This is a genomic window from Colwellia demingiae, assembly GCF_007954275.1.
Lineage (GTDB): Bacteria > Pseudomonadota > Gammaproteobacteria > Enterobacterales > Alteromonadaceae > Colwellia > Colwellia demingiae.
Genome location: NZ_VOLT01000001.1, coordinates 571,084 through 593,086 on the forward strand (window position 1 = coordinate 571,084; position 22,003 = coordinate 593,086).

Here is a 22,003-nt window from a genome sequence, read left to right on the forward strand (position 1 = left end):
GTGCTTTTTATTGCCTCAAATCTGTGAATATCACTAAACTATTTCCATGGTCACTATTAATAATTACGCTGACTCACAGTGTTATAAATGCTTTGACTGAAAATTCACTTTATTACTAGGAATTGGTGCTAAGGATATTTTTACAGCATAGGATTATACTAAAACCAATAGCATTTGATAAATAATTGTAAACAATAAACTGGAAAATTTATAATTATCTAAGTGTCACTTAACTTTACACTTTTGATGTTTAACTCAACAAAAACACACCTATATTATTGAAAATAAAGAAATAAATATAGCTGGCTCAATTAATGCTTATCAAAGGTACAATAACTAAAAGTCCATTTCTATTCTCAGGAATATATTACAAGGGAAAATACGATGAATATAAAAATGTTAAAAGCGTTAATTGCTGGATTAGTTTTATCTGTTAGTAGTTTTGCTAATGCAGGATTGATTGTCAACGGGGCTATTGAAAGTGATGGAGCAAACTCCACATTAGACCACACCTTTTTTGAAGTGTTAACAGCAGGTCTTTTTGAAATAACTCTTACTTCGACAGATGATCCTGAAATGAATCTTCTATTTTCGAGTTCAGCTGGTGTATTAGGTGCATTTATTGAGAATGATGACGATGATGGAGCTGGGCTGAGCTCTTTTATATCTATTAATTTAAATGTAGGGTATTACGCTTTAATCAATGGTGAATTTGCAGTATCAAATAGTGAGGTGGGTTTTCTTCACGTTAATGCAGAAAATCCTTCAAACCCTTATACATTAAATATTACAGGGGATGCCAGTTTAATAGGAACGAGAACAGGTAATCTTGATGGTAGTTATACAGAATCAGGTTTTACTCAAGTTCCAGAACCTTCTACCCTTGCAATTTTCGCATTAGGTATTATGGGCTTAGCAGCACGTAGATTCAAAAAATAGCAATAGAAGCTATTTTAGCCCCCGATTTACCCACTAAATATAAGTAAATCATTAAGCACCATTCATACTGGTGCTTTTTATTGCCTGCCTTTCATGACTAGCCTCTTAATTAAGTACCAACATTAGGCATATCGCTAAATAAAAACCGCTAATTACAATTAAAAACAAACCACATACACCTTGATACAGACTACAGACTTGTTACATATATAATACTCACATCTTAACTAACACATATAACGAGTCTAGAATGAAAAGATTATTAATCGGCACTATTTTACTATTATCATTAACTGCTAATGCTGAGTTTATAGGCGAAGGCGGTACAGCTGAAGTTACAACAATTAAAAATGCGATTGAATTATCAGACGACAGTAGAGTGATAGTAGAAGGCCATTTAGTTAAAAAATTGAAGAATGAACTTTACCTTTTTAAAGATGATAGTGGTGAAGTAGAAATAGAAATTGATGATGAAGACTTTAGAAATATAAAAATATCATCTGATGATAAGGTTAGAATTACTGCTGAAGTAGACAGCGACTGGACAACGACGAGCTTAGAAGCTGAATATTTAGAATTAGCGAAATAAATACACAACTAAAGTCAGAATCAAAAAGCACCATTAATTGGTGCTTTTTTGATTCTATAGGCTTTAAACTTACATCGTAATTCTTTGCATTATTTCTTCAGTTAGTTGGTTTATAGTTTTCTCGTTTCGTTCTTGTAAATATCCTATTTTTTAGTAAACAACTAAGATTGTCAGTTTCCTCCGTCAATTAAGGAGAACTCAATATCCAAAATATAGAGCGATAAAATCGTCTGATTTTATTCTTGAAATATTTATTCATTATCAGATCTTTCTAAATCTTTTAATAGTCTAGGTATGTAACTTTCTTCGTCAGAACTAAGTCTATGATTATCAGCAACATCTAGGGTTTCAGCTGCATTAGAAATAAATACTCTTAGCGCCTCTATTCTCTGAGAGAACCATGATTCATCAGAATGCTCTCTCACCTCTTCTTTCAGTATTACCCGAGCACCTGGGTGGCTATAAAATGGTTCAGGAGGTATATGAGGAACAACATCACCAAAATTTACGACTCTAAAATGAGGGCCTATAACTTTATTATTTAATCCTGCCTTAAAAGCTTCATTCCCAGGCCTAGGGCTGGCAAAGGTATATATTCCATATACTCTATATTTATTTTCTATCAACATACCTGCATAAAGAGAGCTTAACGCGCCACCAAGACTATGCCCTGTGATCCATATTTTTTTATTTTTCGATAACACACTATCTAGCAGGTTAGTAATTCCTATAACTGCTGGAAATAGAGAGTCTTGAAAACCTTCATGAGCCTTAGTATTTTTTAAGGGCCCAGGGTCATAAACAGCCTGAAAATTTGCGAACCAATCTTTTAAAGAATCACTACCTCGAAAAACCACTACAATATTATTTGCATTCGACATTACATAACATTGAGTATCTATATCAGGTTTCTTTACAATTTCAATTACACCATCAAATTGATATCCCCAACTCTCGACTATCAAAGCTATTTTATTTTCATCTTTTTCGTAGGCCAAATCACAAGCTATTGCTAAAGACAATGATGTTTTTTCGTCGTAAGATTCCTTTTGGCTTATCCCTTCAAATTTATCGTAATAATTCATAACTAGCTCCCTTAAGACTAACTGTATATTCTACAATATAGCATTCATAACAAGTCTTAGTTAACAGAGTATACCTTGTATCTAAATAGCTAATATTTATTACGTATCAATGCTGAGTAGTGACATCAAGCATAAAATATTTACCCGAGGCCTTAGCCATTATTTTATTATATTAAAAGTAGCATAAAATCATGACAGTACAAAAAGCATACACAGAAAGTATAGTGCTGATAGTAAGAACTTCTGCTGTTAAATTACTTTCTAACAAAAGCTATACAGCTAGGCTTTTAGTACGTGTGGAAAACAAAAGTGTTTTCTTGGATGGAGGTAGTTTCACTTGTTAAGTAAATGTGAATAAACTATCAGGATAACAACAAGTTATAATTGTACATGTGTCTATCTATTTTACACTATTGAATTCAAACATTATCAGCCCATCGTATCTCATTGAAAAAAATCGCTTTATAATACATGGCACAATTAATGCTTAACCATCAATAACAATAACAATAACAATAACTAAAAATAAATTTCCATTCTCAGGAATGTATTATTAAGGAAGTATAATGAATATTAAAATGTTGAAAGCGGCTGTTGCTGGTCTAGTTTTATCTGTTAGTAGTTTTGCGAATGCGGGATTGATAAATATAATATATACATCAGATTCTCAAGGGCAAGCAGATGCGAATGCTACAATTGCTGCGCAAGGTGGCACAGTTACTGAAATGAACGCTACTGGTTTTAATGCATTATCTTCTATTCAATTAGGCTCATATGATCTATTAATGGTTGGTTGGAGAGGGACTGGCTCATTCAATTTAGATTGGGATACTGTGCTACTACCATTTATTCAAGCAGGTGGCGGATTAATTTTCGAAGCACCAGGAGAAATTGGCGATTTAACAAATACGGGTTTTACCATTACTGAGCAAAATACATCTAATAACTTAGCAACTTATGATGATTTTTTTGGTAACGCTCTTTTTAGTAATACACATATGTCGATAACAGCACTATCTTCTGATTGGACATGTCATTTAGATAATAATAGCGGTAATTGTAACTTGGCAACAGCCTCTTTCGGTGCAGGTCGAGCAATAATTGGCGGCTATGATTCGTTTTACCATGAAAATGGAACTACCGATTATATCATTAACCAAGCTAACTGGGTTACAAGTGGAACTTCAGTTCCAGAGCCTACAACTCTTGCTATCTTCGCATTAGGCATTATGGGTTTAGCGTCACGTCGCTCTTCATTAGCGAATAAAAAATAGTAATCAATTTGTTTAAATTTCTATTTATTACTTAGTAAAATGAGTAAATCATAAAGCACCATTCATACTGGTGCTTTTTTTTACCTGAAATACACCTATCAACCTATGACCAGCCTAAACCAGCATTTGATGACTCAATAGACTCAACAAGTATTTCCATCGTCATCAAATCTAATTAGCCGCCTTTACTCCAATTGATATGCCTTTGCTATGGTTGTTCTTTAACAGATATTTCAACGAGACTAAGAAAAAATTAGTCATTAGTTTAATAAATTAACTGTCTACTGAATAGAAATGCTGCTTCAATGCTTCAATAAACGCGGTAGTTCTCTGTGAAATGAACTTTCTATTCGGGTATATAACATGGAGATCAGCCCCTCCAGTGGTTCCTGTCCGATTAAAATCGTATTGGTAATTATCCATAATCGTCACTAAACGTTTAGCTTTTAGATCATCTGCAATATCCCAATATGATTTTAATGCAATGCCTGCCCCTTCAATCGCCCAGCGCCTAATCAACGCACCGTCATTGGACGCTCTCGTCCCTTTAATTGAAATTGAACTGTTACCATCCGTACTTTGAAAATGCCAAGTAGTTAGTGGCTCAGCCATACGTACCATGGTCAAACAATCATGCTGTGTTAACTCTTCAGGTCGCACTGGTATGCCTTTACGTTTCAAATAATCGGGTGAAGCACACAATACTCGGTGATTACTCGCCAATCGACGTGCTATCAGCGTACTATCTTTTAAACTGCCGAAGCGGATGCCTAAATCAAAACCGTTTCCTACCAGGTCTACAACACTGTCAGAAAGGTAGAGGTATGGTGTAATACCAGGATGTTCTTCTACAAACTTTGATAACACCGGTGCTATGTGTTGTTGACCAAGATCAGATGGCGCTGTTATACGTAGTGCACCAGTAAAACTAGTTTGGCCCGTTTGTAATGATGTTTCAGCCTGCTCGACTTCAGCTAAAATACGCTCACATGAAACGTAAAATTTACGCCCCTCATCGGTAAGTGAGATCCGACGAGTTGTACGGTTTAACAATCGAACGCCGTACCTTTCTTCTAAACCATTTATCCGCGCAGTCATTCTTGCCGGTGAAAGCCCAACCTCTCTACCTGCTGCTGCTAAGCCTTCATTTTTTATAACCCGTACAAACAAATCAATATCACCAAGCTTATCCATATCGTCTTATACCGCTCATATTATTCCGTAATAGAAAACAATGTTTCAATAATTATGACAATTGTTTTGTTTATGAGCAAGACCTATTATTTCATTAACAAAACGCATGGTGAGCATTTAAGAAGGTATTACATGAATATTAATCACGTATTAGTTCTAACAACAGATCTTAGAGCAATGGAGTGTTTTTGGGTAGATCTGATTGGTTTACACGAAGGAAAACGACCACCTTTTCCATTTAATGGTCTATGGATTTATAGCGATGATAAACCGCTAATACATATTGCAGAACAAGCCTTTTCATCTTTTGGTAATGGATCAATTGCACATGTTGCGCTTGAAGGAGCTAATTACAACGCATTACTAAAACGACTTGATAATAGTGCTTACTTCTATACCGAAAAAGTTATGCCTATTTCAAACGAACGACAGCTATTTATTACTGGCCCTGATGTCTTAACGGTAGAAATGCTTTTTCCACTTGATGAACATCAGGAACTAACAGAAAAAAAACAAACACTTGTATATGAAACTAATGAAAACTTTAACTTTTTAGGAGGTAAAATATTATGAAAAACTCAATTTTATTTAACGCAAAGAAGCTAGGTACCTTTGAAGCGAAAAATCGTATTGTCTTAGCGCCAATGACACGTTCACGTACTGCTCAGCCTAGTGATACTCCAACGGACTTAATGGCAAAATATTATGCGCAGCGCTCCAGCGCAGGCTTTATTATTACTGAAGCAACACAAATATCTTCTCAAGGAAAAGGCTATTCATTTACGCCAGGTATTTTCACCACTGAACAAGTCGCTGGTTGGAAAAAGGTAACCCAAGCGGTACATCAAACAGGCGGCCGAATTATCTCTCAGTTATGGCATGTAGGAAGAATGTCTCATGCCTCCTTTCATGCTGATGGGTTGCCTGTTGCGCCTTCTGCAATTTCGCCTGATGCACAAGTATGGGTAGTAGGTGAAGATGGTGTAGGACGCATGGTCGATTGTCCCACTCCACGTGAATTATCCAAACAAGATATTAAGGATATTATTCAAGATTATCGTCGCGCTGCAAGAAATGCCATAGAAGCAGGATTTGATGGCATTGAGATTCATGGTGGAAATGGCTATTTGATCGATCAGTTTTTACGTCGTAGTTCAAACAAACGTGACGATGAATACGGTGGTTCAATCACTAATCGATTACGCTTTGTTATGGAAGTTATTGAAGCGGTGAGTGATGAAATTGGAGCAAATAAAGTCGGCATTCGTCTTGCCCCATTTATTACGCAACGTGGTATGCATGATATTGAAGCAATTGATGCCATTTTACTTGCTAGTAAGAACTTTAATGATTTGGGTTTAGCTTACATTCACCTTTCTGAGGCGGATTGGGATGATGCACCGGTAGTCAGTGTTGAATTTAGACATGCTTTACGGGAAAATTTTAACGGCGGTATTATTGTTGCTGGTAATTACACAGCAAAAACAGGCGCTGAATTAATCGATTCAGGTTTAGTAGACTTCATCGCTTATGGACGTAAGTTCTTGGCGAATCCTGATTTACCGTATCGTTTTAAACATGATTTGCCATTAAACGAAATTACTGATCCGTCAACATTATTTGGCGGAGGCACACGTGGTTATACCGACTATCCAAGTTATTCAGATCAGATTTCAATTGAGGAAAACAATGATTGCACAAAAAACACTAGCGGAAATATTGCTATAACCACTTAAACGAATATTACCCTGTGATTCTAATAGCATTAGGGCATAAGTTAAGGGAGCTATTACTCTCTTAACTTTCTCGCTAACTGATACTCATTTTGAAACTGCCTAGTGCATGCATTAGCCCGTATAACGCCTCTATTTGTTCGAAGCATTATTATAAACGGGAGAACAATACGACCGAAATACTACAAAAATACAGAATCAATGAACTTAACTAAACGCCATGTGAGCAATAAAATTATTTAATGATCAAACTTACAATTTTATATGCTGCTCAAAAATTGACAGGTACTCATCTTTACGGTGACTAACTAACATCATGGTACTGTGCTTTTGTTCGGCTAAGTGCTCTAAAAAATTAAGTACTCTGTGTCGATTAAGCTCATCTAAACCTTGTGTCGGCTCATCTAGAATCAATAAATACGGAGATTTAACCAAAGCTCTAGCGATTAAAGCTAACCGTTGTTCTCCATAACTTAAACTTCGAAAAGAACTCTGTTGATGCGCCAATAAGCCTATTTTTTCTAACCACTGTCGCGCAATTTCTATTTTATGCTGTTCAGGTTGTTGATAAAGACCAATAGAGTCATAAAAACCAGAAAGCACAACCGTTAATAAATCGCCGTTTACGCGATATTGTCGGTGTAACTCTGCACTGACAATACCCATGTCTTTCTTGAGTTCCCAAATACTTTCACCTGAGCCTCTTTTATAACCTAAAACATGAATATCATTGCTATAACATTGAGTGCAATCCCCTGTAATTAACTGCATTAAGGTAGACTTACCACTGCCGTTAGGACCTGTGATCAAGGTATGCTGCAATGGTTTAATGTGAACATCTAAATCTTCAAAAACGCTCACTCCTTTGTACTGAACTTTGCCCTTACATAGTTTTACTAGGTAATCGTGCTTGAAGTCACACAGCTCTTGCATGTTAGTAGGCCAACTAACATTGTCAGATATCGGCATTAACAAAGCATCAAGTTGCCGCTTGGTTTCATCAGTTTCAAGCTTACCAATAACATCAAACTGTCCTCGTTCAATAAAGGCAATATTGTTACACCATACGGGTATATCTTGTCTGTTATTTAACATCAGTAAAACAGTAATGCCTGTTTTCGATAATCGTTCTAGTGCATTTGACAAGGCGACACAGGAAGCTTCATCTAAGCTATCAAATGGGTTATCGCATACCAAGAGCTCTACACCATTAAATATAGCCTGTAAGATTAGGAGCTTTCTCCCCTCACCAGTACTTAACTGACGATAACCACTTTCAAGTCGATGGCTCAAACCAAATTCACTGATCAGGTCATCATTAAGTTTATCTTTGGGTAAAAAGTCTTTAGCTTTAGTACCAATATCATTGGCATCGGTATAGTCTGAAGCATCCATTTTTAATTCGTGCTCATAAACGTCTTGTTGGCTTTCAAAAGAAACCATTCCAACTTTATCTGCATGGGGTATTTTAAATTCACCTACCGAGTCAGGCTGTAACGTGCCCGTTAGAAGCTGATCAAGGTATTGTTTTCCAGAGCCATTTCGACCCAAAACACACCAGCTTTCATTTTCAAGTATTTGCCAGCTTTTAATCGCCAACTTGGTGTGCTCAAAATTTGTAATGTTTATCATAAGATCGTTAGGCTCAACTCGAAGTTTAATAAAATGGATAGATTTATAGCATTAAATATAATGATAACCTTGGTTTACATGCGCTATCAACAGCTTTATTTTAACCGGTAAATTGTATACTGAGAATTCAATATATTCATCTAATAAACGGGGTTGATCTTCACATTGCAAAAATTAGGCGTAAAAATCTAAAATGAAATTCAGATTAGTTTTCGTGTTGATAACTCTTGTCTTGATCTATGAGTAATAAGAAGAAAAATGTGTAGTAAGTGGAATATAATGGACTTATCGAACTACGACAAGTCCACTATTAGCATTCTAATCTATTCAGTCGTTGCTGCTTTATCTGAATCCGATACTTTGCTTTGTTTTAACAATCTAACCTGTTGATCTTTCATGTACATTGGGTGATATGACCCAACAGGCTTACTCCCAATAAACCTACCATTCGCTTGTTCCGCATAAGTAGTATAATCCGCTGCTACGGTGTTGATTGCTAAAGCTCAATTTCAGATATTTTCTGATTAGATACGTTTCATAAACGCTGCAACATACATGTTAATGAGTAACGCATATATCCATAAAACACTGTTCAAAAGCTAATAACAACACTTGAAATTAGCCTTTGAGCAGATCAACCTGCTACTTTTGTGCAGCGAGTTTTCGCGCTTGATGCAACTTCTTGTAACTTTCAATCAATCTCTGGTGTTTGTCTAACCCTTCAAGTTTCATGCTAGTTTCAGTTAGGCCAAAAAACCTTATCTCGCCGAAAACGGAGCCAACAACACTTGCCATATTTTCTTCACCGAACATTCTATTGAAGTTACCGATATAATCTTCAAGTTCCATTTCTTCATCTAAAGTGACTTCAAGTACTGCATGAATTGCTTGATAGAATAATCCGCGTTCAACAGTATTGTCGTTGTATTGTAAAAATTCTCCAACTAATTCAGTCGCATCTTCAAGTGCGCCTAGGGCTAAGCAAATAAGAATTTTCAATTCGAGAATAGTTAGCTGGCCCCAAACTGTATTTTCATCAAACTCGATGCCAATTAAAGTGCGAATGTCGATATAATTATCTTGTTGGCTTTCTTCTAAACGGTCAAACAAACTTGTTAATGCCTCATCATCTAAACGATGAAGGTTCAAGATATCTTCACGGTAGTCTAGGGACTTATTAGTATTATCCCAAATAAGGTCTTCAACTGGATACACTTCTGAATAATCTGGAACTAGAATACGACAGGCCGTTGCACCAAGTTGATTAAACTCAGCAATATACACTTCTTTGCCTAGGTCTTTTAAAATGCTCATTAAGCCGGCATTTTCTTCTTCATTAGTGCCAGTAAAATCCCATTCAACGAATTCATAATCGTGCTTAGCACTAAAGAAGCGCCATGAAACAACACCCGTTGAGTCAATAAAGTGGTCAACAAAATTTTCAGGCTCAGTAACTGCCATGCTATTAAATGTAGGTTTAGGTACGTCATTTAAGCCTTCAAAGCTTCTACCTTGTAATAGCTCAGTTAAGCTACGTTCAAGTGCTACTTCAAAACTTGGATGTGCACCAAATGAGGCGAAAACACCACCAGTTTTTGGGTTCATCAAGGTAACGCACATTACCGGGAATTTGCCGCCTAATGAAGCGTCTTTTACTACCACAGGAAAACCCTGAGCTTCCAATCCTTCAATGCCTGCTAAAATAGCTGGGTATTTAGCGATAACCTCTTTAGGTACATCGGGTAAAACAATTTCTTCCGCTATAATCTGTTTTTTAACCGCTCGTTCAAATATTTCTGACAAACATTGTACTTGCGCTTCAGGTAAGTTGTTACCTGCACTCATACCATTACTTAAAAATAAATTTTCGATTAAATTTGACGGAAAATAAACCGTTTCACCATCTGACTGTCGCACATACGGAATTGAACAGATACCGCGTTCAGTCATACCTGAGTTGGTATCAATCAGGTTTGAAGCGCGTAGTTCATCTTCTGGGTTGTAAATAGCTAAACAATAGTCGTCTAAAATATCATTGGGTAGCGCATCATCTGCGCCCGCTTTAAACCATTTTTCATTGGGATAATGCACAAAATCACTGGTAGCAATTTCAGTACCGAAAAATTGATCATTATAAAAGAAATTACAATTAAGGCGCTCAATAAATTCACCTAAAGCTGAAGCAAGAGCACTCTCTTTCGTTGCACCTTTACCGTTAGTAAAACACATAGGGGATGCCGCATCACGAATATGCAAAGACCAAACATTTGGTACAATATTACGCCATGAAGAGATTTCTATCTTCATTCCAAGATCAGCCAATAGCTTTGACATATTAGCTATGGTTTCTTCTAGTGGTAAATCTTTACCTAAAATAAAGGTGCTAACACCGTCATCAGGTTGCTGCATCAACATAGCTTGGGCATCTTCTTCAAGACTGGTAACAGCCTCAACTTTAAACTCTGGCCCCTGCTGAACCACTTTTTTCACGGTGCAGCGGTCAATTGACCTTAATATACCTTTTTTGTCTTTTTCAGAAATACTTTCCGGCAACTCAACCTGAATTTGAAAAATTTGGTTATGTCTGTCTTCTGGGTCAACAATATTGTTTTGTGATAAACGAATATTATCTGTCGGAATATCACGAGAATTACAATAAACCTTAACAAAGTATGCTGCACACATAGCTGATGACGCTAAGAAATAATCAAAAGGTCCTGGCGCTGAGCCATCTCCTTTATAACGAATAGGCTGATCAGCGATGACACTAAAATCGTCAAACTTGGCTTCAAGTCTAAGGTTGTCGAGAAAGTTAACTTTGATTTCCATTGAATTATTTCCACTGTTATTTACGGCCAATAGGCGCATTGAGCTTTATGGCGCTAATTATCGGATTTTTTACCGCAATAGTCTTGGAAAAGTTGCATTATTTTTCCAAATAACGGCCAATGAAGTGATATTTATTTTACATTTTGTCGATAGGCAGCAAAAGCTCCAATAAAAAAGCACCTTGTCATATTATTCCAAGGTGCTTTTTATGATTCATCATTGCTATTTAGTCGACCGCAAACAATTAACGTAGAGCTTTAATTTTGTACTTGCTCTGATAAATAAGTCAATGCCTCTAAGCGAGTAGAAAAGACATGATCAGCTGATATTTTATCGAGTAACTTCAATTTATCGAAATCATTTTTCACTCGCTCGCAAACACTTGAAAGTAAAATGTCCCGCCCTTGATTTCGATAACTAACAATAATTTCTTCAATCGCAATAGTACTGGTAATGCCGACAAAGCGAGCATCAGTTAAATCGATCAACAAAGTTTTATTTTTATCCGACTCTGAAACACTTTGCTTTAACCCGCGAGCTACACCAAAACCAATGGGTCCTGAGATATTTAGCAATAATACGCTATCGTCCATTGAAGCGAGTAATTGCCTTTCAGGAGGCGATAAATGCTCCGCTTCTTTAGCCGTACACAACTTAATATTATCAAGCTGTATTTCTGATAAACGACGAATAGTCACTAAGTTTGCTAAAAAGACGCCAACTAATACTGCGGTGACTAAGTCAAAAGCAACTGACATAACCAAAGTTGAAAGCATCAAACCAGCACTAAACAGCGGTACTTGATGTAATCGTTTAAGGAAATTCCAATCAATAATACTTATGCCTACATGAGTCAAAATTGCAGCTAAAACGGCCACAGGAATATACGCGGTGTATTCCCCTGCCCACAGAACAATCGCTAAAATAAAAATAGCATGAAGAATGCCTGACAACGGCGTAGTACCACCAGCCCTTAAATTGGTCACTGTACGCATTGTTGCGCCACCACCGGGTAATGCACCGAATAAGCCCGCAACAATATTACCAATACCTTGACCAACCAGCTCTTGGTCAGAGTCATGTAATTCGTTGGTAATACTGTCAACAGTTAACGAAGTCATTAATGAATCTAACGTACTTAATGTCGCAATTAATAACGCCGATTTAATCATTTCACTGGCTAAGGCATTGTCCCAAATAGGCATATTGAACGAGGGTAGTTCGCTAGAAATAGCACCAACTACGGGCATTTCAGCCCCCGAAAAAACAAAAAATATAGTTGCCCCCATTACCGCGATAATACTAGCAGGTACTACACGGCTAAATCGTTGTGGCCATAAAAATAGAATGACTAAACAAGCCAGCCCCAATAACGTATTGGTACTTGTAAATGTGCTTAATGACAACTGAAAATCTGGTAATGAATGACCAAATAATGGTTCCAGTTGGGAAAGGATAATTAATACGCCAATGCCCGAGGTAAAACCTGATATAACAGGGTACGAAACGAGAATAAAGTACTTTCCTAGCTTAAAAATACCAAAGAGCATTTGAAATAACCCCGCCAAACTCACCACAGTAAATGCCGCCGCAATACCGTTATCTGGAGACTGCGCTACAAAGCTAGTTAAAATGGCGACCATGGCAACCGTTAAGCCGGTATTCGGGCCCGAAATTTGTTGATTAGTTCCGCCAAATAATGAGGCAAATAAACCGGTTAAAATTGCACAGTAAATCCCTGCACTTGCACCAGCGCCCGAAGTAACCCCGAAAGCCAACGCAAAAGGTAAAGCAACGATTGTTGATGTTAAGGCACCAAAAATGTCGCCTTTAATTGTTCGTCGATTAAAATGTGATAAAGAAAGCATGGCTACCTAAATTAAATGTTTTAGTTAATGACACTATTAATCCTATCTCAGATATTACGTGCTAGATATCTTAGTCGAAATTACAAGCGCTATAAAAATACTCAGTTAAAAAATATTCAACAAAGATTACGGCCTCTCCAGAGAGAACCAGACACTTACTGTACACTAAAAACCATTTCTTGACACTATTGACAAGTTTTCTAGTTTAGGTATAGGATTAATGTGTTGTTCATTAGTTAGGCACATTAAATACCAATAAAGATATTAGTAAAGTAAAACGATTAAGGAAGCTGTACGGATACCTTTAGATTACATATAATTAAAGCTAACAAGGTCTTACGATGTGAAATGTGAGTATTCTATCTTTCACCGTTTTCTCTAGTTACCTCTAATTTTATAAGATATAGCAAACATCTTAAAATCTACACAGGTTTCACTATATGGAATTGACAAAGTGTTTTACTTGTTAACTTTGCTTTGTATTTATGTATTAATAAATCAGCTTCACTGAGGTTGGATACAACACAGTCTCTTTCAATGAATTAGCAACCGCTGGCATTATCGGCTTTACTGATAGAGCAGCGATAGGAAAGATAAGTTTTAAAAATTATTACAAGCAGGTCAAACTTAAAAAAACACAAATAAACGACCTTAAATATAAATCAACTAGAGAACTGTAGTTATGTAACAGGTTAGCAAATCTTGCGACAATAAAGCTGAAGAGCAAACTGAAGGCGTCGGTCTGTTAGAGCGTCTTTTTAAACTATCACAGCATAATACCACTGTAAAAACTGAACTCATGGCCGGTCTTACCACCTTCGTGACCATGTCTTATATTATGTTTTTAAACCCAATCATTATGTCTAAAACTGGCATGCCATTTGATGGATTATTTCTAGCAACTTGTTTAGGTGCAGCCATTGCTACCATCTTAATGGGTATGTACGCTAACTGGCCGGTAGGTCTTGCGCCAGGCATGGGATTAAATGCCTTTTTCACCTTCTCAGTCGTTGGTTCCATGGGTTACAGTTGGCAAATAGCCTTAGGTGCAGTATTCCTTTCTGGGGTTATTTTCGTCTTAATGAGTGTCACTCGACTTAGGGAGTGGATGCTTGATAGCATCCCCATGAGTTTACGGCTTGCCATGACTGCAGGTGTTGGTCTTTTCCTCGGTTTTATCGGCTTACGTTTCACTGGCATTATTGTGGCTAACCCTGATAATGTTGTTGCCCTAGCTGATATGACACACTTTGGCTTTGGTCAATTTGGCCCTGAAGCCCCTGCATTAGGGTTCCTAAGTTTCTTATTAATTGCGGTTCTTAGCTACCGTAAAGTATTTGGTGCCGTGCTCATAGGTATTGCTGTAACAACCTTCATTGCCTTTGCAATGACTTGGGTACTCCCTACTGATTTCTTCGTTGTTGCTGAAGCCGCTAAATCATTTGCTCCACCTTCTGGCTTTGTTGCCTATAAAGGATTACTAGCTGTTCCTGAGTTTTCTGCCCTTGAACCTATTTTGTGGAAAGCTGATATTGTTGGCGCTTTTGAAGTCGCCTTAATTCCTGTAATCGTCACCTTCTTATTTGTTAACATCTTCGATACTGCAGGTACGTTAATGGGTGTTGCTGAACGTGCTAACTTGCAAGACGAAAATGGTAAAATAGAAGGCTTAAGCAAATCTTTAAAAGCCGATTCTATTTCATCTGTTATCGGTACTGCTTTTGGTTGTCCTCCGGTTACCTCGTATGTTGAGTCTGCTGCGGGTGTTGCTGCGGGTGGTCGAACTGGCCTTACTGCCGTTACTATCGGTTTGTTATTTGCTGCTGGTGTGTTTTTCTTACCTCTAGCACAAATGCTACCTGGCTTTGCCGTTGATGGCGCCCTTATTTATGTGGCCATGTTAATGATGAGCTCTCTTAGAGGCTTAGATTGGGATGACTTAACTGAATATGCTCCTGCAGTATGTACCACGGTTATGATGGCATTCACCTTCTCTATTGCTAATGGTATTGCCTTTGGTTTCATTACTTACACTGTATTAAAAGTAGGTGCTGGTAAGTCTAGTCAAGTATCTAACGGTGTTTGGGCGTTAACCGTATTATTTCTTGCTAAGTTCATCTTTTTAAATTAAATATACAATAAGCACAAGTTAAGTTTACTGTGAATAAAAGCCTTTGCTCGCAAAGGCTTTTTTCGTATTAACATCCTTTAGCCTTTTATTAGCTTTAATTACTAACTTAAAAGAAGCAATTATGAAACATACAATTGAAGTAATGATCTCAGAAGAAAAAATCAAAACACGTGTCGCTCAATTAGGACTTCAAATTAGTGAACATTATCAAGACAGCGATAACTTAGTTATGGTCGGCTTACTTCGCGGCTCATTTGTTTTCATGGCTGATTTGGCAAGAGTCATTACCGTTAATCATAGCGTTGATTTTATGACGGCATCGAGCTATGGCAATGGCATGGAGAGCTCTCGTGATGTTCATATACTTAAAGATCTTGATGATAATATTGAAGGCAAAGATGTATTGTTGGTAGAGGACATTATTGATACGGGCAATACCTTAAGTAAAGTATTACAGATTTTAAATTTACGTGGACCAAACTCTATTCAAATTTGTACGTTATTAGATAAACCTACTCGCCGAGAAGAAGATGTTGCAGTTAAATGGATAGGTTTTGAAATCCCTGATGAATTTGTCGTGGGTGTTGGTATTGACTACGCGCAAAAATATCGTCACCTCCCTTATATTGGTAAAGTAATTCCTACCGAATAAATAAGATTGATAGTAAATTTATAATATAAAAAATCCGATTCAGTATCGGATTTTTTATTCTTATCTAAAAATTTTATGAGCATAATTTTTATTAACGACGTGAACGTTTATGTTTCATTGAACGAAACGTCGCTAATTGTTCCTCAGTTAAAACACTTTTCATAGCAAATTTACTTTTTGCTTTAGTCAACGCCATCGCAGAAAAAACATCTTGATTACTTGCCTGTAATTGAACAAAAGCTGCTTCGTCAAAACTATCAGCAGACATCAAAGCTTTCACTTGCGTTCTAAAAGCTTTCATTGCCGGTTTTAATGCCTGCATCTGCACTTGTTCTTCACTTTTCAGCGCTTTAATCTCTGCTTGTTGGCTTTCAGATAGTCCTAATTTACGAGTCATTTTGGCGAGTTTCTTTTCACTCATTTGCTGGTAACTTTTACCACCTTGATAGTCAGAATTGCCATTACCTGCATAACTTACAGGAGCTAAAACCAATGCTGAACATAGTGAAGTGACTATTGCGATATTTTTGAATATGGTTTTCATTTGATAGTTCCTTTTGGGTACATTATTTATTACAAGATAATTAAGTTCAGCTTTAGTATATCGAGCATTTTTGCAAAGCAGTGCAAGACTATGTAAAGCTATGTAAAGTTATTTTCTGCTTCACTAAAATCACGTAAACTAGTTGGTAGTTACTACTAAGCAATTGCAAACTTAGTCTCTTATTTCTAAAAAGCAGCCACTCCTATGACACAATCCACAGTGCAAACTAAACACATTTTATTAATTGATGATGATGCTGAGCTTGCTGAGTTATTAACCGAGTACCTTGAGACCGAAAATTTCAAGGTAACTTCATGCTTAGATGGTGCAAGTGGTTTAGCAAAAGCGTTTGACGATAGTTTTGATTTGATTTTACTCGATGTCATGATGCCAATATTAAATGGCTTTGAGGTATTAAAGGCCCTAGGTGGTAATCATAAAACGCCCATTTTGATGTTAACGGCTAAAGGTGATGATAATGACCGAATTTTGGGGCTTGAATTAGGCGCTGATGACTACTTGGCAAAACCTTTCAAACATCGTGAATTATTAGCGCGTATTAAAGCAATATTAAGACGTATCTCCATTGTTAAAAGTCAAAGCGCGGCAGAAGTGAAGACTCCAACCAAACAACTGACTATTAATCAGGTCAAGGTTAACCAAGCAACCCGTGAAATAACTTGTCGAGATCACTTACTTGAATTAACAGGAACCGAATATTTAGTGCTGGTTTATATGATTGAAAATCATAGTAAAATCATTAGTAAAGCTGAAATATCTGAAAAAGTACTACAACGTAAACTCAGCCCATACGATCGAACTGTTGATGTACATGTGGGCAATGTTCGTAGAAAGTTGCTCGTTATTGATCCCGTAGATAAGATGAAAACGGTGCGTGGGGCTGGTTACGTCTTTTTACAGGGAGAAGAATAGTTATGTTCAAGTTACCGCTTGCATGGTCTAAGAAGTTATCTTTGGGTATTAGCTTAAAGCTATTTTTGGCTTTCTGGCTAGTTATACTCACCTCTGTGCTTATTAGTTACCTCGTTACGATGCAATTTCGGCATAGTCCTGTCCAAGAACAAGCTAATCCACAACAATTAACCCTATTAAAGCAATACACACAAAGACTAGCGGATGAGGGTCAGGTAAAACTTAAAAAGGTGCAGGAGAAGTTCCGCCGTAAGCATAATCAGTATTTAATCATAAAAAAAATAAGTAACAACAGAGTTTATACACCAAGAAAACGTGGCTGGTCTGAAGTAAGAGATTATTTAAAAAAACATCCGCTCAAAAACCCCGTCACTGTTGACTTTGCTTTTACCAAGGTCACTTCTTCTGAGCCCATAATAATTAATGGCGAGCAGTTCCAACTGTTCATTGCCAATGAATTACACCGTAAACGTATAGTTAGTTGGGTCAATCAACTGCCCGTTGCTTTGCGCTTATTGATGTTATTAACGATTAGTTTCCTATCATGCTGGTTACTGGCGAAAAGCTTTACTAATCCTTTAATCGCCATACAAAAAGCAAGTGAGAGTATAGGTGAAGGTAAATTAGCTACGCGTATAACAAAGTTTGACCAGCGTTCTGACGAATTTGGCACCCTTGCACGTAGCTTTAATCAAATGGCAGAACAACTAGAAAATAATATTACTGCGCATCAGCGTTTATTAGGTGATGTGTCTCATGAGCTTAGATCACCATTAACTCGTTTACAGCTTGCCGTTGCCTTAGCCGAAAAAAATATGGGTAATGACGTTGAGCAACGAAAACATTTAAACCGTTGTGAAACTGAAGTTGAGCGATTAGATGAAATGATAGCCGATGTACTTACGCTTTCAAGACTAGAACATAACCAAAATGTTTTCGCTGCTGATGATATTGATCTCAGTACTATAGTCGCTCAAGTGGTTAATGACTGCCAATACTTTGCGACCAGCAGAAATGTCACGATAGATCTCAAAACACAAGCTAACTGTGCTCTTTTAGCAGACAGTAAACTGCTAGCAAGTGCTATCAGTAATGTGGTGAATAACGCAGTAAAATACTCGCCAAATGACCAAGTAGTAACGGTTGAATTAAGTCAGCAAAATGAGCAGATAATGTTAAGCGTTTCTGATCAAGGCCCAGGTGTCCCAAATGAAATGATAGAGAAACTTTTCACTCCTTTTTTTCGTGTTGCCGATGGCAGAGAGAGAAGTAGCGGAGGCACAGGTTTAGGTCTAGCAATAGCCCAACAAGCCATATTATTTCACCAGGGTGAAATAATCGCACAAAACCAAGAATCAAGCGGTCTTAAAGTTATCATTACCCTACCAACATTATCGAAGCAGAATAAAAGTAAGACCTAGCTAACCAGCTATTATGACTCAAACATAAAAAGCACCTTTGATAGGTGTTTTTTAGTTGAGCCAGATTTATAACTAATAACTATGAAAATTTTTCACCTTATTCAAATAAAAGTACTTCCCGCTTAAGAACTACAAAAAAACAAGATTAATACTTCAAATAGTCCCCCCATAAAACGGGTATATAGCACATTAAGTAGTCAACTGGTCGTATTAAGCTGTCATTAGTGAAATATTAAAGATAGCTTGAGGGTCTAAGATATAAATCACTACAATAGGAATTGTCATGTTACGTTTAATTACCACTTTATCGTTAGCGAGCTTACTTATCACTGTTAATAGTTTTGCTGCGGAAATAACGCTAACCACCCCAGATAACTTCGCACTCAAAGCTGATTATTATCCAAGTAAAAACAGCACGAAATCCACGAATAACCGTGCGGTGTTAATGCTCCATCAATGCAATTACAACCGCACTATGTATGACAATATTGGTGAACAATTAGCACAACAATCTGTCCATGCCTTAAGTCTAGATTTCAGAGGTTTTGGTGAGAGTATAAGTAGCGAATTTAATGTTGCAGACGTTCGAAAATTACCGCAAGCAGAGCGAAGAGAAGCTTGGTCAAACATGTCATCACACTGGCCTGAAGACGTGCAATTAGCTTTTAATTATTTAAAAGAGAAAGTGGGCAACAACGGAAAAATAGGCATCATTGGTGCTAGTTGCGGTGGAAGCCAAGCCATCACCTTAGCAGAAAAAGAAAACATCAGTGCTCTCAGCTTCTTCTCTTCATCTCAACGAGATGAAAACATTGCTCGCTACGGCAAAACACTAGTTAATACTCCTACTTTAATCATCGCCTCAGAAGACGATGGTAGAACGTTCACCAGTGCCCAACAGTTGTTTTCAACTGCAAAAAATCCTAGTAGCAAAATGATATCCTACAAGGGCAGCATGCATGGCTATCCATTACTAGATAGTGATAATGCATTAGAAGCAACCATTGTCACTTGGTTTACCAGCGAATTGAACAAATAATGTAGAAACAATGATAGAAAGTTAAACACAAGTTAGGTCAACCACGCTTGTGTTTACCTTCGCTAACTGCCTATGGAGCGGTCACCTGAATAGTGGCAGAGTTCCTGAAGTTGCCTTTATTGACTTGATAGTAAGTGAATACCTTCCCACATTTAATGTTACTGGCTTCAATTACAATGTCAGCCTTAGCGATGACTTTTTTATACCAAATGAAGCGTAATTAAAAACATCTTCAAATGAATCATTTTGCATTCTATTGGCAGTGCTATTTGGCAAATTTAATAAATAATAACTTTCAAACCTTTCTTCACTGTTAACAAATGTGGACATCAAGCGATACTAATTGCGCATTGGTGACAATGGGTCTTATGTATCATCTAACATTAGTTGCCCGTTATGGAACACACGACTAAAACCTTATCAACGATAGTGAAAGGTCATTGATTACCTTTATAACTCAAATAATTCATAGGGTTTTACAACCTTAACTACAAGTTTTATTAAAATTACTATATTCTCAATTAAGCTAATACCTCGTTTAAGTTGTTAACCCTTTAATAAATCAAGGACATCATCAGGCTCACATTATGACAAAACTCACTCATTCAGAAAATTTTAAAGGGCTATACTTCGCTTTATTTAGCGTGGTTATTCTTTTATTAAGTGTCAATGTGCCAAATGCTTTGGCAGCTAATAATGACGAAAATTACCTAGCGGTTACAACTGAAAATGCCAATATTGACCTAGGCGAATTAGAGTTTGCCCTTACGCCCTTAACTAAAGATGAATTAACGATCGAGGTAGATGCTTGGTTAGCCATTTTAAAAGCAAGAGCCACTATTGTTAGTGAAGCTGAAATTCTAGTCAGTCAAAAACAGAAAAAGATTTTAGCTGCCCAAGAAATTTCTGAAATCAGCGCTGAAAGTGCAATCCTACTTGATAAAAGTAAAAACGATAAAGCGGCAGCGAAAGAATTAAAAGAAGATTTAGAGGAAATTAAATCGCTTGCCAAAGATATAAAGCACAAAAAAGCAGATAAAGCGGTAGATGAACTATCAAAGACACCTGAATCTCTTAACCAGCTTTCCAAAAAGGCCGACGTGTACAGTGAAAAAATGCAGAAAAGACGTGAATTGCTAATCAAAAACCTTACACAATTAAGAGAAGAAAAAAATGATGCTTTAGAGCGCTTTCAGGTAGTACTAAATAGTTGGGAAAGCAAAGGCGGAGATGGCACTGAGTTACACCTCTATGCCAATGCACTATCAGGTACCAATGTTGATTTAACTGATAGTGATGCAGCTTGGCTAACGATTAAAGGCTGGTTATTATCACAAGATGGTGGCTTACGTTGGTTAGCAAATATCATCAAATTCACTTTAGCCTTATTTTTTGTATACGTACTTTCTAGAACCGCCGGAAAAATAACTGATGCAGCACTTAATCGTAATAGTAACTTATCAACGTTATTAAAATTATTTATCAAAGTATCTGTCCGCCGAGTCATTTTAATTATAGGTTTTATTGTTTCACTGACTTTAATAGAAATAAATGTCGCCCCGGTATTAGCATTAATTGGTGCAGCAGGTTTAGTGGTTGGTTTAGCGCTACAAGGTACCCTAAGTAACTTTGCCAGCGGTATGCTCATTCTGATTTATCGTCCTTTTGATGTAGGTGATATTATTGAAATTGATGGTGTGACAGGAACCGTTCATTCCATGACCTTATTATCTACATCCATCAAAACATTTGATAACCAACATTTGGTAGTGCCTAATAATAATATTTGGGGTACAACTATTGTTAATGTTACTGGTAGTAGAACACGCCGCGTTGATCTTGTATTTGGTATAGGTTATGGCGATGACATGGTTAAAGCTGAAAAGATTATGCTTGATGTCGTAAGTAGGCACGAGCTAGTACTAGAGAACCCAGCCCCTGTAGTTAAAGTGAATGAATTAGCTGACTCGTCTGTTAACTTTGTTTGTCGTCCTTGGGTGAAAACAGAAAATTACCTAGATGTTTATTGGGATATTACTCGCCAAGTAAAAGAGGAGTTTGATAAACAAGGTGTTTCAATACCGTTCCCACAACGCGATGTTCATGTTCATCAAGTCGCTGAAATCACTGAGAAGTAACA

Annotated in this window: 17 protein-coding genes; 11 read left to right on the forward strand and 6 right to left on the reverse strand. The window is 37.0% G+C overall.

Annotated elements, in window-relative coordinates:
* Positions 1 to 384 precede the first annotated feature (384 nt).
* Complete coding sequence (locus tag ESZ36_RS22760) at positions 385 to 939, forward strand: PEP-CTERM sorting domain-containing protein (protein WP_246128956.1); 555 nt, start codon at positions 385 to 387, stop codon at positions 937 to 939.
* A 250-nt stretch (positions 940 to 1,189) separates the two neighbouring features.
* The gene (locus ESZ36_RS02395; protein ID WP_146783004.1) at positions 1,190 to 1,528 is read left to right on the forward strand and encodes a NirD/YgiW/YdeI family stress tolerance protein; all 339 of its coding nucleotides are present in this window, start codon (positions 1,190 to 1,192) and stop codon (positions 1,526 to 1,528) included.
* 251 nt (positions 1,529 to 1,779) lie between these two features.
* Here the strand turns inward: ESZ36_RS02395 and ESZ36_RS02400 are convergent, their stop codons facing one another.
* Positions 1,780 to 2,613, reverse strand: a complete 834-nt coding sequence (locus ESZ36_RS02400) for a lipase family protein (RefSeq protein WP_146783007.1) — start codon at positions 2,611 to 2,613, stop codon at positions 1,780 to 1,782.
* A 566-nt stretch (positions 2,614 to 3,179) separates the two neighbouring features.
* Between ESZ36_RS02400 and ESZ36_RS22765 the strand changes: the two genes are divergently transcribed.
* Positions 3,180 to 3,887: a PEP-CTERM sorting domain-containing protein gene (locus ESZ36_RS22765; protein ID WP_246128957.1), complete on the forward strand. Its 708-nt coding sequence runs from the start codon at positions 3,180 to 3,182 to the stop codon at positions 3,885 to 3,887.
* Between the two features lie 273 nt (positions 3,888 to 4,160).
* Here ESZ36_RS22765 and ESZ36_RS02410 read toward each other — a convergent pair whose 3' ends face one another.
* Positions 4,161 to 5,081: a LysR family transcriptional regulator gene (locus ESZ36_RS02410; RefSeq protein WP_146783010.1), complete on the reverse strand. Its 921-nt coding sequence runs from the start codon at positions 5,079 to 5,081 to the stop codon at positions 4,161 to 4,163.
* A gap of 132 nt (positions 5,082 to 5,213) precedes the next feature.
* Between ESZ36_RS02410 and ESZ36_RS02415 the strand changes: the two genes are divergently transcribed.
* Entirely contained in the window at positions 5,214 to 5,654 is a 441-nt protein-coding gene (locus ESZ36_RS02415) for a VOC family protein (RefSeq protein ID WP_146783013.1), read from the forward strand.
* Positions 5,651 to 6,817, forward strand: coding sequence for an alkene reductase (locus ESZ36_RS02420; protein ID WP_146783016.1), 1,167 nt, complete (start codon positions 5,651 to 5,653; stop codon positions 6,815 to 6,817). Before ESZ36_RS02415 ends, ESZ36_RS02420 begins: the two co-directional genes overlap by 4 nt.
* 249 nt (positions 6,818 to 7,066) lie before the next feature.
* Here ESZ36_RS02420 and ESZ36_RS02425 read toward each other — a convergent pair whose 3' ends face one another.
* The 3 genes from ESZ36_RS02425 to ESZ36_RS02435 all read right to left on the reverse strand — a co-directional run bounded on the left by ESZ36_RS02425 (position 7,067) and on the right by ESZ36_RS02435 (position 13,143).
* A complete protein-coding gene (locus tag ESZ36_RS02425; RefSeq protein WP_146783019.1) occupies positions 7,067 to 8,446 on the reverse strand; it encodes an ATP-binding cassette domain-containing protein in 1,380 nt (459 codons plus the stop codon).
* 642 nt (positions 8,447 to 9,088) lie between these two features.
* A complete protein-coding gene (locus tag ESZ36_RS02430; RefSeq protein ID WP_146783022.1) occupies positions 9,089 to 11,275 on the reverse strand; it encodes an OsmC domain/YcaO domain-containing protein in 2,187 nt (728 codons plus the stop codon).
* Positions 11,276 to 11,532: 257 nt separating this feature from the next.
* A complete protein-coding gene (locus ESZ36_RS02435) occupies positions 11,533 to 13,143 on the reverse strand; it encodes a SulP family inorganic anion transporter (protein WP_146783025.1) in 1,611 nt (536 codons plus the stop codon).
* 799 nt (positions 13,144 to 13,942) lie between these two features.
* Here ESZ36_RS02435 and ESZ36_RS02440 point away from each other — a divergent pair.
* Together ESZ36_RS02440 and hpt are read left to right on the forward strand one after the other, a co-directional pair.
* Positions 13,943 to 15,274 carry an NCS2 family permease gene (locus tag ESZ36_RS02440; RefSeq protein ID WP_246128958.1) on the forward strand — a complete coding sequence of 444 codons (1,332 nt, stop codon included), beginning with the start codon at positions 13,943 to 13,945 and terminating at the stop codon, positions 15,272 to 15,274.
* 121 nt (positions 15,275 to 15,395) lie between these two features.
* Complete coding sequence (gene hpt / locus ESZ36_RS02445) at positions 15,396 to 15,926, forward strand: hypoxanthine phosphoribosyltransferase (RefSeq protein ID WP_011042577.1); 531 nt, start codon at positions 15,396 to 15,398, stop codon at positions 15,924 to 15,926.
* 91 nt (positions 15,927 to 16,017) lie between these two features.
* Here the strand turns inward: hpt and ESZ36_RS02450 are convergent, their stop codons facing one another.
* Positions 16,018 to 16,470, reverse strand: a complete 453-nt coding sequence (locus tag ESZ36_RS02450; protein WP_146783031.1) for a Spy/CpxP family protein refolding chaperone — start codon at positions 16,468 to 16,470, stop codon at positions 16,018 to 16,020.
* 204 nt (positions 16,471 to 16,674) lie between these two features.
* Here ESZ36_RS02450 and ESZ36_RS02455 point away from each other — a divergent pair, with 204 nt between their 5' ends.
* The 4 genes from ESZ36_RS02455 to ESZ36_RS02470 all read left to right on the forward strand — a co-directional run bounded on the left by ESZ36_RS02455 (position 16,675) and on the right by ESZ36_RS02470 (position 22,001).
* Positions 16,675 to 17,403 (forward strand): response regulator transcription factor, encoded by a 729-nt coding sequence (locus tag ESZ36_RS02455; protein WP_146783034.1) that lies wholly within the window; start codon positions 16,675 to 16,677, stop codon positions 17,401 to 17,403.
* 2 nt (positions 17,404 to 17,405) lie between these two features.
* Positions 17,406 to 18,824, forward strand: a complete 1,419-nt coding sequence (locus ESZ36_RS02460; RefSeq protein ID WP_146783037.1) for an ATP-binding protein — start codon at positions 17,406 to 17,408, stop codon at positions 18,822 to 18,824.
* Positions 18,825 to 19,107: 283 nt separating this feature from the next.
* Positions 19,108 to 19,863: an alpha/beta hydrolase gene (locus ESZ36_RS02465; RefSeq protein ID WP_146783040.1), complete on the forward strand. Its 756-nt coding sequence runs from the start codon at positions 19,108 to 19,110 to the stop codon at positions 19,861 to 19,863.
* Positions 19,864 to 20,450: 587 nt separating this feature from the next.
* Positions 20,451 to 22,001, forward strand: a complete 1,551-nt coding sequence (locus ESZ36_RS02470) for a mechanosensitive ion channel domain-containing protein (RefSeq protein ID WP_146783043.1) — start codon at positions 20,451 to 20,453, stop codon at positions 21,999 to 22,001.
* Positions 22,002 to 22,003: the final 2 nt, after the last annotated feature.

Excerpts from the sequence above, each read along its gene's own strand:
- ESZ36_RS02425 (WP_146783019.1), bottom strand. The coding sequence starts at position 8,446 with ATGATAAACATTACAAATTTTGAGCACACCAAGTTGGCGATTAAAAGC.
- ESZ36_RS02460 (WP_146783037.1), top strand. The coding sequence starts at position 17,406 with ATGTTCAAGTTACCGCTTGCATGGTCTAAGAAGTTATCTTTGGGTATT.
- ESZ36_RS02395 (WP_146783004.1), top strand. The coding sequence starts at position 1,190 with ATGAAAAGATTATTAATCGGCACTATTTTACTATTATCATTAACTGCT.
- ESZ36_RS02430 (WP_146783022.1), bottom strand. The coding sequence starts at position 11,275 with ATGGAAATCAAAGTTAACTTTCTCGACAACCTTAGACTTGAAGCCAAG.
- ESZ36_RS22765 (WP_246128957.1), top strand. The coding sequence starts at position 3,180 with ATGAATATTAAAATGTTGAAAGCGGCTGTTGCTGGTCTAGTTTTATCT.
- ESZ36_RS02450 (WP_146783031.1), bottom strand. The coding sequence starts at position 16,470 with ATGAAAACCATATTCAAAAATATCGCAATAGTCACTTCACTATGTTCA.
- ESZ36_RS02415 (WP_146783013.1), top strand. The coding sequence starts at position 5,214 with ATGAATATTAATCACGTATTAGTTCTAACAACAGATCTTAGAGCAATG.
- ESZ36_RS02435 (WP_146783025.1), bottom strand. The coding sequence starts at position 13,143 with ATGCTTTCTTTATCACATTTTAATCGACGAACAATTAAAGGCGACATT.
- ESZ36_RS02470 (WP_146783043.1), top strand. The coding sequence starts at position 20,451 with ATGACAAAACTCACTCATTCAGAAAATTTTAAAGGGCTATACTTCGCT.
- hpt (WP_011042577.1), top strand. The coding sequence starts at position 15,396 with ATGAAACATACAATTGAAGTAATGATCTCAGAAGAAAAAATCAAAACA.
- ESZ36_RS02420 (WP_146783016.1), top strand. The coding sequence starts at position 5,651 with ATGAAAAACTCAATTTTATTTAACGCAAAGAAGCTAGGTACCTTTGAA.
- ESZ36_RS02400 (WP_146783007.1), bottom strand. The coding sequence starts at position 2,613 with ATGAATTATTACGATAAATTTGAAGGGATAAGCCAAAAGGAATCTTAC.
- ESZ36_RS02455 (WP_146783034.1), top strand. The coding sequence starts at position 16,675 with ATGACACAATCCACAGTGCAAACTAAACACATTTTATTAATTGATGAT.
- ESZ36_RS02410 (WP_146783010.1), bottom strand. The coding sequence starts at position 5,081 with ATGGATAAGCTTGGTGATATTGATTTGTTTGTACGGGTTATAAAAAAT.
- ESZ36_RS02465 (WP_146783040.1), top strand. The coding sequence starts at position 19,108 with ATGTTACGTTTAATTACCACTTTATCGTTAGCGAGCTTACTTATCACT.
- ESZ36_RS02440 (WP_246128958.1), top strand. The coding sequence starts at position 13,943 with ATGGCCGGTCTTACCACCTTCGTGACCATGTCTTATATTATGTTTTTA.
- ESZ36_RS22760 (WP_246128956.1), top strand. The coding sequence starts at position 385 with ATGAATATAAAAATGTTAAAAGCGTTAATTGCTGGATTAGTTTTATCT.